Raw genomic sequence first — 13,935 nt, 5'->3', positions numbered from 1 at the left:
GGGACGGCAGGGGCGCCTCCGGCAACACCGCGTTGCAGAAGGCGCAGCGGCGCCGGGCCGCCGTCTGGGGGCGCCCGCAGGCGGAGCACATGACGAGCACTTCCGCGGGCACCGCCCCTCCCTTCCTGGCTTCAGCGTTTGGCGTCAGCCGACGACGAAGTTCACCAGCCGCTTGGGAACGAAGACGAACTTGCGCAGCGTCTTGCCCTCGAGGGCGGACTTCACCTTCTCTTCCGCCTCCGCCGCCGCGCGCACATCCGCCTCGCTCGCGTCCGCCGCCACGCGCACCTCCGCGCGCAGCTTGCCGTTCACCTGCACGGCGTACGGAATCACGTCGTCCACCACCAGCGCGGGGTCGAACTCCGGCCAGGCCTCCGACACGGTGAGCGCCTTGGCGCCGTAGGCCTCCGCCAGCTCGTCCGCGATGTGCGGCGCGAACGGGGTGAGGATGCGCGCGAGCAGCCGCACCGCCTCCGCCATGGCCGCCTTCTCCGCCTGCGTCTCCGGCGTGCCCACCGCGTAGAGCGCGTTCACGCACTCCATGATGCCGGCGACGCCGGTGTTGAAGGACAGGCGCTCAATCGCCTCGCTCACGCGCTTGAGGCACTTGTGCGCCGCGCGGCGCGTCTCCAGCGCCTTGCCCTCATAGGGGCCGTCGTACGTGACGTCGGCCACGGAGGCATGGTGCGTGGCGGCCAGCGTCCACACGCGCTTCAAGAAGCGGGAGACGCCCTCCACCTGATCCGGGGACCAGTCGAAGTCGCGCTCCGGCGGGCCCGCGAAGAGCACGTAGGTGCGCGCCGTGTCCGCGCCGTACTTCTGCACGATGGTGGATGGGGCCACGCCATTGCCGTAGCGCTTGCCCATCTTGCGGCCGTCGGCGCCGTTGACGATGCCCTGGGTGATGAGCCGCGTGACGGGCTCGTCCACCGGCGACAGGCCGAGCAGCTTCATGATCCGGGTCCAGAACCGGAAGTAGAGCAGGTGCATCGTGCCGTGCTCGGGGCCGCCCACGTACACGTCCACGGGCAGCCAGCGCTTGGCCACCTCGGGGTCGAAGGGCGCGGCGTCGTAGTGCGGCGACAGGTAGCGCGCGAAGTACCAGCAGGAGTCGACGAAGGTGTCCATCGTCTCCGCCTCCCGACGCGCGGGGCCGCCGCACTTCGGGCACTCGGTGTTGACGAAGGACGCGACCTTCGCGAGCGGCGGCTCGCCCCGGCCGGTGAGCACCTCCTGCGTGTCGATGTCCGGCAGACGCACCGGGAGCTGATCCAACGGCACGGGGATGCCCTTGCGCTCCGGATCGCACTTCTCGCAGTAGACGATGGGGATGGGCGTGCCCCAGTAGCGCTGGCGGCTGAAGCCCCAGTCGCGCTGGCGGTACGTCACCGTGGCCTTGCCCTGGCCCTGGGACTCCAGCGTCGCGGCCATCTTCACGCGCGCTTCCGCGGAAGGCAGGCCGGTGAAGTCCCCGGAGTCCACGAGCACGCCGTCGGCGGTGGCCGCCTCGGTCAGCGTCTCCCCCGCGCCCAGCTTGTCGCCCGTGGCCGGCTGGATGACCACGCGCACGGGCAGCGAGTACTTGCGCGCGAAGGCGAAGTCGCGCTCGTCGTGCGCCGGCACGCTCATCACCGCGCCGGTGCCGTAGTCGCTCACCACGAAGTTGGCGATCCAGATGGGCACCGGCTGCCCGGTGAACGGGTGCAGCGCGTGCGCACCGGTGAAGACGCCCTCCTTCTCCGTGTCCTCGCCCAGCCGCTCCGTCTTGTTCTGCGCCGCCATGCGCTTGGCGAATGCTTCCACGTTCGCGCGCTGCTCCGGCGCCGTCACCTGGGCCACCAGCTTGTGGTCCGGCGCCAGCACCACGTAGGTGCAGCCGAAGAGCGTGTCCACGCGGGTGGTGAAGACGCGCAGGGCCGCGTCATGCCCCTGCACGCGGAAGTCCACCTCCGCGCCATCCGAGCGGCCAATCCAGTTGCGCTGGCGGGCGGTGATGCTGTCCGGCCACTCCTTGAGCGTGTCCAGCGCGTCGAGCAGGTCCTGCGAGTACTTCGTGATGCGGAACGCCCACTCGGGCATCTCCTTGTCCAGCACCTCCGAATTGCAGCGCTCGCAGCGGCCGTCCTTCACCTGCTCGTTGGCGATGACGGTGTGGCAGCCGGTACACCAGTTCACCTTGCTGAAGCGGCGATAGACGAGCCCGCGCTCCAGCATCTGGAGGAAGAACCACTGGTTCCAGCGGTAGTACTCCGGCTGGCTGGTGTTCACCTCGCGCGACCAGTCGTAGCTGTAGCCGAGCGTCTTGATCTCCGCCTTGAACGATTCGATGTTCTCGCGGGTGCGGATGGCCGGGTGGACGCCGTCCTTGATGGCCGCGTTCTCCGCCGGCAGACCGAAGGCGTCCCAGCCCATGGGGTGCAGCACGTCGAAGCCGCGCATCTGGTAGTAGCGCGCGTAGACGTCCCCGATGAGGTAGTTGCGCACGTGCCCCATGTGCATCTGGCCACTGGGGTACGGCAGCATCTCCAGGACGTACTTCTTGGGGGCGTCCGGACGCCTGCCTGCCCGGAAGATGCCCTCCTCGTCCCAGCGGGCCTGCCACTTTCCTTCAATCGACTGCGGCTCGTAACGCTCGTTCATCGCCATGGCTTTTCAGTCTCTTAGCGGGAGGTGCGACATGCGGGCAACAAGTCTTGCCGCGTCGAAGGGCCCGACGGTCCGCCCCCGTACGGCCTGGCTTCCCCGGACGGCCTCCAGGCCCGGGAACCTGACCGGGACGGCCCCATGTGGGTGGAGCGGGCCAGAGGCGGCCTTCGCTCGGTGCTTGCCCTCCGGCCCGGGCACGACTAACTCGCCTTCCCGGTCTGGCGCAGAGGGAGAGCACCATGCAGGTCGTGAGTGTGAAGAAGGCCCTTTCGGGGTCGGTCGAGGCGGGCTCGAAGGTGGAGGTGCGCGGCTGGGTGCGGACGCGCCGCGACTCCAAGGCGGGCATCAGCTTCGTCAACGTGAGCGACGGGTCCGTGTTCGACCCCATCCAGGTCGTCGCACCCAATTCGCTGCCCAACTACGAGAAGGAGATCCTCCGGCTCACCGCGGGCGCCTCCGTCATCGCCAGGGGCACCCTGGTGCAGTCCCAGGGCAAGGGGCAGGCGTTCGAGATCCAGGCGGACGAGGTGCAGGTGCTGGGGCTGGTGGATGATCCGGACACCTACCCCATCACGCCCAAGCAGCACTCGCTGGAGTTCCTGCGGGACGTGGCGCACCTGCGCGTGCGCACGAACACCTTCGGGGCCATCACGCGCGTGCGCAACTCCGCCATGCAGGCGGTGCACCGCTTCTTCCACGAAGAGGGCTTCTGCTGGGTCAACACGCCCATCATCACCGCGAGCGACGCGGAGGGCGCGGGCCAGATGTTCCGCGTGTCCACGCTGGATGCGTCCAACCCGCCGCGCGGTCCGGACGGGAAGATCGACTGGGGCAAGGACTTCTTCGGCAAGGAGGCCTACCTCACCGTGTCCGGGCAGTTGAACGTGGAGGCGTACTGCCTCGCGATGTCCAAGGTGTACACGTTCGGCCCCACGTTCCGCGCGGAGAACAGCAACACCACGCGGCACCTGGCCGAGTTCTGGATGATTGAACCGGAGATCGCCTTCGCGGACCTCAACGAGGACGCGGCGCTGGCGGAGCGGTTCCTCAAGTACGTGTTCAAGGCCGTGCTCAACGAGTGCGCGCCGGACATGAAGTTCTTCGAGGAGCGCCAGCAGAAGGGCGTCACGGAGCGGATGGAGAAGTTCATCGGCTCCAGCTTCGAGCGCATCGACTACACGGACGCCATCTCCATCCTCCAGAAGGCGAAGAAGAAGTTCGAGTACACGCCGGAGTGGGGCAAGGACCTCCAGACGGAGCACGAGCGCTACCTCACCGAGGAGCACGTGGGCCGGCCCGTGGTGGTGATGAACTACCCGGAGGCCATCAAGGCCTTCTACATGCGCATCAACGAGGACGGGAAGACCGTCGCCGCGATGGACGTGCTGGCCCCGGGCATCGGGGAGATCATCGGCGGCAGCCAGCGCGAGGAGCGGCTGGATGTGCTCGACGCGCGCATGGTCAAGTTCGGCCTGAACCCCGAGCACTACCAGTGGTACCGCGACCTGCGCCGCTACGGCACGGTGCCGCACGCGGGCTTCGGGCTCGGGTTCGAGCGGCTCATCGTCTACATCTGCGGCCTGCAGAACATCCGCGACGCCATCCCCTACCCGCGCGTTCCGGGCTCCGCGCAGTTCTGAGTTCCACGCAGTCACGGACCGTGGGCGGCATTCACCGCCCGCGGTCCGCAACCTCCGGGGGCTGCATCGCCCACCGTGCCTACTGGAGGACGGAGGGTTCTGCCTCCTCCTTCTTCTTGGGCGCCTCGACGCGGGCGTAGTCCTCCGCTCCGGTGAAGTCCACGGCGCGGCAGGGCTCCTTGCCCACGACCCAGGCATCGTGGCCCGGGGGGATGAAGGCGACGTCACCCGGCCCCAGGTCGAACTCCTGGCCGTCCCGCATCTTGACGTGCAGTTGCCCGGACAGGATGCAGGTGGTGTGGATGACCTCGCAGAAGTCGGTTCCGGCGAGCGGCTTCACGTCCTTCGACCACTGCCAGCCGGGTTCGAAGACCCCACGGCCGATGGTGAGCTCGCCGAGCTTCAGGACATCCGCGGAGCCGTGCGCGACGAAGGGCCGGTGCTCGTCCGAATCGCTGACCTTCTTGATGATTGCGCGTGCCATGGCTGTCTCCTCCAAGAAATGGAGGCCGTGCTCAGCCATTGCTCAGCCGACCTCGGGTCCATGGGAAATCTGGGGGTCGCGCGCTCGGGAGCACAGGTCGCGCCCGTGGGTCCTCCAGATGGGCCCTCGTGACCATGGCCGACGGGCAGCGCCCCGGTTGGGCCGTCCCGAGCGCCCAGGGTGCTCATCCTGACAAGGGAGGCCTGCGTTTGACGGACGCGGCGCCCTGGCTACGTTGGGCCCCGTGTCCTGGCATGCGCGGCAGGTGGCTCGCTGGTTGAGGTTGGCGCTGGCGTGCGTCGCGCTGGCGCTGGGCGCCGGTGCCTCCGCGCATCCCCTGCCAGGGCCCGAGGGCGTGGTCGCGGTCCTCGTGGACCGACGCGCGCCCGAGGCACGACGTCCCGCCGAAGTGGCACCCGCCCGGCGTCGGGTCTCCGCACCGCACATCCGGGAGGCTCGCTCACGGGCCACCGTTCACCGCGTCGCTCGTACGCCCTGGAAGCCAGGGCCGCCACGCCCGCTCTTCCTCCTGCACCGGGCACTCCTGCGCTGAGCCCTTCCAGCGGCCCCTGTCCCTGGAAGGTCCTTCGGTTCCTGGAGTGTCTCCCCATGTCGCTGCTCTCGAACGCGGGGCGCGCCTGCTGGCGCGTCCTCAAGGCGAGCTTGCGCAGGTGCATCCGCGCCTGCCGGCTCGTCCTCATCCTCGTCCTGGTCGTGCTGCCCAATCCCCTGGTGATGGTCCTGTCGGTCTTCCTGACGTCGGAGCGCCGCAACCTTCCCGCGGAGGTGCTGCGAAAGAAGAAGTGAGTTCCCTCGGGGACAGGGCCTCCCGTGGCATGTGCTCGGGAGGCCCTTCGCCTTCTTCTCAGGACTTCTTCTTCAAGCCCGCACGGTCCCGCGCGAGTTCGCCCAGCGCGGACCAGTCCTCATCCCCACGTCCCTGCGCGACGCCGGTGAGGAAGTGGTCGCGCAGGAGGCTGGCCAGCGGCAGTGGCACCTCGGCGGCACGCCCTGCTTCGAGCGCCAGCGTCACGTCCTTGAGGCCCAGGCGCAGCGCGAAGCCCGCGGGGGTGGTCTGCCCCTTCGCGATGGCGCCCGCGTAGTTCTCGAAGATGGGCGAGCGGGCGAAGACGGACTTGAAGACGTCCAGGAACGCGGCGCGCTCCACGCCGGACTTCTCCGCCAGGGCGAAGGCCTCCGACAGGGCCTCCATCATCGACGCGATGAGGAAGTTGCCGGACAGCTTCACCACGTTGGCGGACGAGGGCTTCTCCCCCAGTTCCGTGAGGCCGCGCCCCAGCGCCGTGAGCAGCGGACGCACGCGCTCCACCTGCGCCTTGGGACCGGCGGTGATGACCCAGAGTTGCTTGCCCTCGGCGGCTTCCGGACGACCAAAGACGGGGGCGGAGACGTAGCCCTGGCCCGCGTCCGCGTGCGCCTTCGTCAGGCGCTCCGAGAGCGCGACGGAGATGGTGCTGGAGGAGACGTGCACCGCGCCCTTCGGCAGGGCCCCGACGATGCCGTCCGGGCCCAGGGTGGCGGCTTCGGCGGCGGGGTCATCCGCCAGCATCGACACGACGACCTCCGCGTCACGCGCCGCCTCGGCGGGCGTCTTCGCCACGCGCGCTCCCTGCTGTTGCAGCGGCTGCGCCTTGGAGGCGGTGCGGTTCCAGACGGTGACTTCATGGCCCGCGCCGAGCAGGTTCTTCGCCATCGGCGCGCCCATGTTTCCCAATCCGATGAAGCCGACCTTCATGGGGATGCTCCCTTCGTGCTCGCGTTCAACCTTCGTTCGACTGTTCCTCGGACACGTCCAGCCGTTCGAAGGCGCGGCCCAGGACGGCGACGCCCAGCGCCACCTCCGCGAAGAGTGCCCCCGCCGCCACCAGCCCCGCGAGCGGTACCGCCCAACGGCCCACGACAGTGAACAACGGATAGCCCACGAGGAGGGCCACCACCGCGGCAGGCAACAGTCCCAGGAAGGTCACCACCAGCGTACCCACCAGCGTGAGCAGACGCTGGCCCAGGGCCTCCACGCCGCGCGCCCGCTCCGAGTCCGCCGGAATCCACGCGGGCAGCAGCACCACCGCCGCGTTCTGCACCAGCAGCCCCGCGAGCCCCAGCGCCGGCAACACCGACAGCAGGCCCAGCACCACCGGCGTGGACCACGGCGCGAGCGTTTCGTCGTCCATGCCCACCCCCAGCACCAGCGCCACCAGCAGCATCACCCACTGCGCCGCGCCCAGCGTCAGCGCCGACGCCGCCAGCTCCGCGCCCACCACCTGGCGCCCCGTGAGCGGCAGCGCGCGCAACAGCTCCAGCTTCGGCAGGTCCATGCGCAGGTCGGTCCGGAACGCGCTCGGGCCGATGACCGCCATCGCCACCGCGACCATCAGGCTCATGGGGCCCAGGAGCTCCCGCGTGTTGGAGAACATCCGCGTGTCGTTGAGCACCAGCGCCACCAGCGCGCCTATCAACACGAAGCCCAGCAGCATCACCAACCCACCGCCCAGGCGCTTGCGGGCGATGAGGTTCTTCCACACGAGCGCCACCTCCGGACGCCCCCGGGCCTTGAGCATGAAGGGCACCCGCCCCACACGAATGTTCCCACCGCGCGCGGACCGGTTGCCCCGACGGGCCTGCTCGCGCGTCCGCGCATCCGCGCCGGCCACCGCCGAATCCTCGAAGGGCGTCTCCACCGCCATCACCCAGGCGTAGTGCGCCGCCAGCAACGCGAGTGACGCGGGCAGGTAGCGCAGGAAGTCCTGGGTGCTGCGCGCCATGGAGGGGGCCACCAGCGCACGGCCCGGCCACAGCACCGCCCGGGTGCCGGGTGCGTTCAGCACATCGCGCAACCACTCACGCACGGCGTAGGGGGCGCCCGCGTTCGCTGGCCACGGATGCGCCTCCAACGTCGTCACCAGCGTCCCCATCACCGCCACGAGGACCAGCCCCACCACCGTCCAGCGCACGGCGCTGCCCCAACGCCCCCGGGACACCAGCCACGCGCGCACGAAGGACGCCGCGGTGCCGTGCAGGTACAGCGTGCCCATGGCCAACGCGGCGCCCAGGAAGAAGAGCTCCGGATGGGGACTGGTGAAGCGTCCCACGAAGACCGTCGCCGCCAGCGCCGCCAGCGCCGCGCTCAACAGGCCTCGCAGCAGCTTGTAGTGCAGCAGCGCCTTGCGCGTGACGGGTGCGGGGAAGAAGTACTGCACCTCCGTCTGCGTGAAGGACAGCGCCGGCCGGTCCGCGCCCAGCACCCACGCCGTCACCAGCGTGCCCAGCACCGACACCTCCAGCGAGAACTCCGCGAACATCCGCGCGTTCGGGGACACCCCACGGCCCGTGCCCTGCACGAACACGCTGCGGCCCACGAGCGAATACAGGTACGCGGCGCCCACCAGCGCGCCCAGCAGGTAGCGCGGACGCTTCAGCCGCTGCACCTGTCGCACCAGTCGGTTGCGCCAGGTCCGCACCCACAGGAACGCCACCGCCCTCGAAAAGCTCACGTGCCCCCAGGCCCCGGCCCGGCCGCGCCCGACTCCTCCGAGGCCGCGCTGGTGATGCGCACGAACAGCTCCTCCAGCGACGCGCCGCTGCCTTCCCCTCCGGCCAGTTGTTCGCGGATCTCCGGCAGCGTTCCCAGCGCCACCGCGCGGCCTCCGGCGATGATGAGCAGCCGGTGGCACAGCTCCTCCACCAGCGGCAGCAGGTGCGAGGACAGCACCAGCGCGGTGCCCTCCTCCGCGCGCCGCTTGAGCGAGGCCTTCATCCGCCGGATGCCCAGCGGATCCAACCCCGTCAGCGGTTCGTCCAGCAGGATGAGCCGGGGCTGGTGCAGGAAGCCGCACGCGATGGACAGCTTCTGCTTCATGCCCCGCGACAGCTCGCCCGGCAGCGACTTCTCCCGGCCCGTCAGCTCCATCTCTTCCAAGAGCGCGCGGCCCCGCTCCTCCCAGTCCTCCACGCCGTAGAGGCGCGCGGTGAAGTTCAGGTGCTCCCAGACGGTGAGGTACTCGAAGAAGCGCGGCTCATCTGGAAGGAAGGCCAGCGCCCGCTTCGCCTCCACCGGCGCCAGCGCCAGGTCGTGCCCCGCCACCCGCACGCGCCCCACGGAGGGCGGCAGGATGCCGGCGAGGCAGCGCAGCGTGGACGTCTTGCCCGCGCCGTTGGGTCCCACGAGGCCCAGCACCTCACCGGGCGCCACCTGGAACGTCAGCCCCCGCACCGCCTGCACCGCGCCGTACGTCTTCTCCAACCCCTCGACGTCCAGCGCCGGTTCCATGCGTGCGTGGGCCCCAGAAGCTCAGCCGAGCTTCAGCAGTTCCTTCACCGTCTCCAACACCACCCGGGCCTGCACGGGCTTCACCAGGTAGGCGCTCGCGCCCAGGGCCATGGCCCGCGCCCGGTCCGCCTCCGCGCCCTCCGTCGTCACGACGATGATGGGCACGCCCCGGTGCTCCGGCGCCTTGCGGATGTGGCTGATGAGCTTCAGCCCGTCCATCAGCGGCATGTTGATGTCCGTCAGCACCAGGTCGAAGCGGCCCTGGGTGGTGAGCATCTTCAGCCCCGCCACCCCGTCCTCGGCTTCGATGCAGACGACGCCCGTGAGCCGCTGGAGCGCGTACATGATGCTGCGGCGCATGGCCTGCGAGTCGTCCACCACCAGCGCGCGGATCTGCTGCTCCGACATGCCCGACAGCCTAGCACCCGCGCGCGGCCCGTCTCGGGATTGTGCGGGGGCCCTGTCCGGGAACCACCGATTCACTGCCCGGAAGACTGCCTCCGCCTGCGCACCAGCGCCGCCAGCTCCGGCCCCATGGAGTCCAGGGTGAGCACCCGCGTCACCGCCCCGGTGGCGATGGCCTCCTTGGGCATGCCGAACACCACCGCCGTGTCCTCGGATTCGGCCCAGGACTCTCCGCCCTCGCGCCGCACGTAGCGCACGCCCTGCGCCCCGTCCGCGCCCATGCCCGTCAGCACCACCGCCACCGCGCGGGAGCCCAGCACCTCCGCCGCGCTCTCGAAGAGCCGGTCCACCGACGGCGCGTACTTGTCCGCGGGCACCGGCCCCGGCGTGCGCAGCTCCATCCGTCCCCCGCGCTCCGTCAGCACCAGGTGCCGTCCGCCCGGCGCGATGTAGACGTGGCCCGGCGCCACCACGTCGCCGTCGCACGCCTCCGTCACCGTGAAGGGGCCAATGCGATCCAACCGCTCCGCGAAGGCCCGGGTGAACTGCGAGGGCATGTGCTGGCTCACCAGCACGCTCACCGTGGGTTCGCTTGCCAGGCCCTCCAATATCCGCTGCACCGCCGGAGGCCCCCCCGTGGACGCCCCCACCGCGATGACCTGGGGCGCATCCCCCGACAGGACGGAGGTGCGCAGCGCGGCCCCGTGGCGTCCGCCCGACTTCACGTGGCGGGCCGCGAACACCTTGTCCAACAGCTCGCGCCGGAGGATCTCCAGCGCCTCCGGCGTGCTCCGGGGCGGCTTGGCGATGAAGTCGAACGCGCCCAGCTCCAGCGCCTTGAACACGTCCGACTTGTGCGAGTAGCTGGAGATGACGATGACGGGCGTGGGCGCGGCGCGCATCAAGAGCCGCAGGAAGGTGTGGCCTCCCAGCCTGGGCATCTCCAGATCCAACGTCACCACGTCGGGCTTCAGGTCCAGCACCTTCTTGAGCCCCTCCTCGCCATCCCCCGCCCAGTCCAGCACCATCACCTCGTTGGACGACTCCAGGAGCGTGGTGAGCGTGCGGCGGTTGGTGGCCGAATCGTCGATGACGAGCACCGTGAGCGGGCGTCCCATCAGCGGCCCTCCCCGTTCGGCAGCTCCGGCCGGCGGTACACGAGGTCGCCCTTCAGGTGCACCAGTTCGAAGTCCGCGCCCAGGCTGAGCAGGTTCTCCGCGTGGCCCAGCAGCAGGTAGCCTCCGGGACAGAGCCGGTCGCGAATGACGCCCAACACCCGGCGCCGCATGGCCTGATCGAAGTAGATCATCACGTTGCGGCAGAAGACGACGTCGGTGCGAGGCACCAGTTGGCTCGTCGCTTCGTCCGCCAGGTTGTGGTGGCCGAAGCTCACCCACGCCCTCACGTCGTCGCGCACGCGCACGCGGTTCACCCCCGCGGGCACGAAGAAGCGCTCCAGCAATTCCGGCGGCGTCGCGCGCAGGGCGCTGGGCCCGTATTCGGCGCGGCGGGCCACGGCCAACACCCGGCGCGACAGGTCCGTGCCATGCACCTCCACGTCCCAGTCGTCGAAGCGGCCGCTGTCCTTCAGCAGCATCGCCATGGTGTACGCCTCCTCGCCGGAGGAACACCCCGCCGACCACAGCCTCAGCCTCCGGGTGCGCGCGTTCTTCTTCTCCAGAAGCGGGAGCAGCTCCTCGCAGAAGGCCTTGAGCTGCGCGGGTTCGCGGAAGAAGTACGTCTCGTGGGTGGTGAGGGATTCGACGGCGGCTTCCAGCTCCGCGATGCGCTGGGCGTCGTAGCGCAGGTAGCGGTGGTAGGCGCCGAAGTCCGTGAGCCCCAGCGCTTCCAGCCGGGGCCACAACCTTCGCTCCATCACGAACTTCATGTCCTCGTGGATGAGGATGCCGCAGTGGGCATAGACGTGGTCGCGCAGGAGCCGGAACTCCTCCAGCGTCATCTCCGGACGGCCTTCGTCGAAGCGTGGCATGCGCGGCCTTCCCTCAACGCCCCGACAACAGTGCCACCGCGTCCACCAACGCCTTGCGGGCCAGCGCGTCGTGCTCCACCGCCAGGGCCTGCTGGAGCACGGACAGGCATTCCGGCCGTCCCAGGTCTCCCAGCACCCGAGCCGCCGCCGCCCTCACGTCCCAGCGGGGATGCCCCACCAGCGACACCGCCAGCGCCGCGCCGTCCGCCGCGCCGTCCGCCGACGTCAGGGCCGCCAGCGCCGCCTTCACCACCTCCGTGTCGGGATGGCCCAGCGCATCCCACAACATGCCCGCGCCCACCTTGCCCAGCTTCGCCAGGGCGCGTACCGCCAGCACCGCGAGCGCACCGTCGCCATGGCGCACCAGCGCTTCCAGGTCCAACGCGCGCTCCGTGGCGCCGCCCACGCCCACCGCCTCCACCGCGGCCAGCCGCACGGCGCGGTCCTCGTCCTTCAGCGCGAGCCCCAGGAAGTTGCCAGCCTCCTTCCCGCCCTGTCGTCCCATCGCCCGCACGGCCGCGATGCGCACCGGCGCGGACTCGTCCGCCAGCGCGCCCCGCGCCAGCTCCAGGCCCGCCTCGCCACTCACCCGGCTCGCCGCCTCCACCGCCGCCGCGCGCCAGGGGGCGTCCACGTCGCGCGCCAGCCGCCGCAACAGGGGCAGCACCTGCACGCCGCCCAGCCGTCCCAGCACCGCGACCGCCACGGGCGTGGTGCGCTGCTCCACCGCCGTCTCCAGCGCGGCCAGGGCCGCCAGCGGATGCACCGCGATGAGCTGATCCAGGGCTCGCGTCGCCGTGCCCGACAGCGACGCATCCGCGAGCAGGCCCACCAGGGGCAGCAGCGCCTCCGGAGAGCGCGTGCGCCCCAGGGCCCGCACCACCACCGCGCGCAGGTCGTCCTCCGCCCACTCCAGGAGCGCGCACAGCTCCGGCACCGACGTCGCGTCCACCAGCAGCACCAGCGCCTCCGCCGCCACCGTGCGCGCGGGCAGCGACAACGCGCCCATGTTCTTCAGCAGCAGCCGGCGCCCCTCCGTGCCCAGTTGCCCCAGCGTGAAGAGCACCTCGCGCAGCAGCCGGTCCTCGCGAGCCACCTCCGCCACCGCCAACGCCAGCGATGCTTCGCCCAACGCCCCGGCGGCCACCAGCGCTCCGGCGCGGATCCGCACGTCCTCCACGTCCAGCGCCTGCGCCACCCGCTCCGTCATCTCCGGAATGTGGGCCAGCACCGAGCGCGCCACGGCATCCAGTTCATTGCGCTCATAGGGCCCCAGGCCCGTCGCCTGCGTGCCCAGCGCGACGAGGGCCGCCTCTCGCACCGAACGCACCGACGAGGCCAGGGCTCGGCAGATGCGCTCGGTGGACGCGCCCGGAGGGCACAGCCCCAGCAGGCGCAGCGCGCTGCGCTGCAGGAGCGGTTCTTCCACCAGCGCCATCACCCGGGTGGTGGACGGAGCCTTGCGCAGCGCCGCCAGTCCCTCCAGCGCGGCCAGCCGCAGCAGCGACGTGTCCGCGTCCAGCAGGGCCTCCAGCGCCCGCACCGCGGCCTCGCCACCGATGCGCCCCAGGGCCTCGGCCGCGGCCACGCGCACGTTGAGGTCCACGTCGGAGAGCGAACGCAGGATGACGTCCTCCACCTCCGTGCTGCCCGACTGCCCCAGGATGTCCACCGCGAGCTTGCGCTGATCCGGATCCTCGTGCTCCAGCAGGAGCACCAGCGGTCGCAGCGCCACCGTGCCCATGCCGGCCAGCGCCTCCGCCGCCGCGTTGCGCGCGCCCGTCTCGCCGCGTTCGCCCAGCACGGAGATGAGTCGTGTGACGACGCCTTCCGCGTCCGGCAGGCGCCTCAGTCCTTCCGCCGCCGCGTGCCGCACGCGCCAGCTCTCGTCATGCAGTCCCTCGGTGAAGGTCTCCAGGGCCCCGGGCGCGCGGGGATCCACGACCTGCAGGGCCCGGTACCGGGCCTCCTCCTGTGCCGCGAGGGACTGCACCGCGTCGCTCATCCGCCGTACTCTCCCGGGGGCAAAGCCTGCGTGAGCCCCCATCCTGCCCGAAGAACCCGGGGGTGTAGATCCCCACCGCCATCCGAACGTCGACACGGAACGAAAGCGCCGGACTCAACCCGCCGTCGGCCCCCGCAATTCGCGGTCCAGCTCCGAGCGCAGGAGCGCCTTCAGGTCCAACAGCAGCCGGAGCCGCTCCGGCGGTCCACACACGCCCACGACGAAGGGTGTGCGGCCCGCGGCCATCAGCGCGGGCGCGGGCTTGATGTCGCCCTTGCGGATGCGCAGCACCTCCGCGACCCGGTCCACCCGCACCGCCACGCGCCGCGTCCCCAGCCGGCACACGAGCAGCCGCGTGCGCTTGGTCTCCGGAGCCACCTGCCCCAAGAGGCGCCGCCGCAGGTCCACCACCGGCAGCATGGAGCCCCGGAGGTGCAGCACGCCCTCCACGAAGGCGGGGGCGTGGGGGATGGGGAT

Annotated in this window: 12 protein-coding genes; 2 read left to right on the top strand and 10 right to left on the bottom strand. The window is 70.8% G+C overall.

The features are described 5' to 3' along the window. Positions 1-144 precede the first annotated feature (144 nt). Positions 145-2,646 (bottom strand): leucine--tRNA ligase, encoded by a 2,502-nt coding sequence (gene leuS / locus D7V88_RS30280; RefSeq protein ID WP_120544100.1) that lies wholly within the window; start codon positions 2,644-2,646, stop codon positions 145-147. 239 nt (positions 2,647-2,885) lie between these two features. On the opposite strand from leuS, the gene asnS reads away from it, so the two are divergent. Beyond that, on the top strand, positions 2,886-4,286 hold the full coding sequence (gene asnS, locus D7V88_RS30275) for an asparagine--tRNA ligase (protein ID WP_120544099.1): 1,401 nt from the start codon (positions 2,886-2,888) through the stop codon (positions 4,284-4,286). Positions 4,287-4,365: 79 nt separating this feature from the next. Here the strand turns inward: asnS and D7V88_RS30270 are convergent, their stop codons facing one another. Further along, positions 4,366-4,770, bottom strand: a complete 405-nt coding sequence (locus tag D7V88_RS30270) for a cupin domain-containing protein (protein WP_120544098.1) — start codon at positions 4,768-4,770, stop codon at positions 4,366-4,368. Between the two features lie 609 nt (positions 4,771-5,379). Here D7V88_RS30270 and D7V88_RS30265 point away from each other — a divergent pair. Continuing rightward, positions 5,380-5,577 carry a hypothetical protein gene (locus tag D7V88_RS30265; protein WP_120544097.1) on the top strand — a complete coding sequence of 66 codons (198 nt, stop codon included), beginning with the start codon at positions 5,380-5,382 and terminating at the stop codon, positions 5,575-5,577. A 58-nt stretch (positions 5,578-5,635) separates the two neighbouring features. Here the strand turns inward: D7V88_RS30265 and D7V88_RS30260 are convergent, their stop codons facing one another. From D7V88_RS30260 to D7V88_RS30225, 8 genes are all read right to left on the bottom strand, one after another. Next, a complete protein-coding gene (locus tag D7V88_RS30260; RefSeq protein WP_120544096.1) occupies positions 5,636-6,526 on the bottom strand; it encodes an NAD(P)-dependent oxidoreductase in 891 nt (296 codons plus the stop codon). 25 nt (positions 6,527-6,551) lie between these two features. Further along, complete coding sequence (locus tag D7V88_RS30255; RefSeq protein ID WP_120544095.1) at positions 6,552-8,282, bottom strand: putative ABC exporter domain-containing protein; 1,731 nt, start codon at positions 8,280-8,282, stop codon at positions 6,552-6,554. Continuing rightward, positions 8,279-9,058, bottom strand: a complete 780-nt coding sequence (locus tag D7V88_RS30250) for an ABC transporter ATP-binding protein (RefSeq protein WP_120544094.1) — start codon at positions 9,056-9,058, stop codon at positions 8,279-8,281. Before D7V88_RS30250 ends, D7V88_RS30255 begins: the two co-directional genes overlap by 4 nt. A gap of 21 nt (positions 9,059-9,079) precedes the next feature. Then, positions 9,080-9,466: a response regulator gene (locus D7V88_RS30245; RefSeq protein WP_120544093.1), complete on the bottom strand. Its 387-nt coding sequence runs from the start codon at positions 9,464-9,466 to the stop codon at positions 9,080-9,082. A 71-nt stretch (positions 9,467-9,537) separates the two neighbouring features. Beyond that, positions 9,538-10,581, bottom strand: a complete 1,044-nt coding sequence (cheB, locus tag D7V88_RS30240) for a chemotaxis-specific protein-glutamate methyltransferase CheB (RefSeq protein WP_120544092.1) — start codon at positions 10,579-10,581, stop codon at positions 9,538-9,540. Further along, complete coding sequence (locus tag D7V88_RS30235; RefSeq protein WP_208726563.1) at positions 10,581-11,453, bottom strand: CheR family methyltransferase; 873 nt, start codon at positions 11,451-11,453, stop codon at positions 10,581-10,583. The genes cheB and D7V88_RS30235 overlap by 1 nt, the downstream gene beginning before the upstream one ends. 13 nt (positions 11,454-11,466) lie before the next feature. Next, positions 11,467-13,458, bottom strand: a complete 1,992-nt coding sequence (locus D7V88_RS30230) for a HEAT repeat domain-containing protein (protein WP_120544091.1) — start codon at positions 13,456-13,458, stop codon at positions 11,467-11,469. A gap of 114 nt (positions 13,459-13,572) precedes the next feature. Continuing rightward, complete coding sequence (locus D7V88_RS30225) at positions 13,573-13,935, bottom strand: chemotaxis protein CheW (RefSeq protein WP_244238478.1); 363 nt, start codon at positions 13,933-13,935, stop codon at positions 13,573-13,575.

Source organism: Corallococcus terminator (assembly GCF_003611635.1).
Lineage (GTDB): Bacteria > Myxococcota > Myxococcia > Myxococcales > Myxococcaceae > Corallococcus > Corallococcus terminator.
This window is presented reverse-complemented; position numbering and strand designations above follow the sequence as displayed.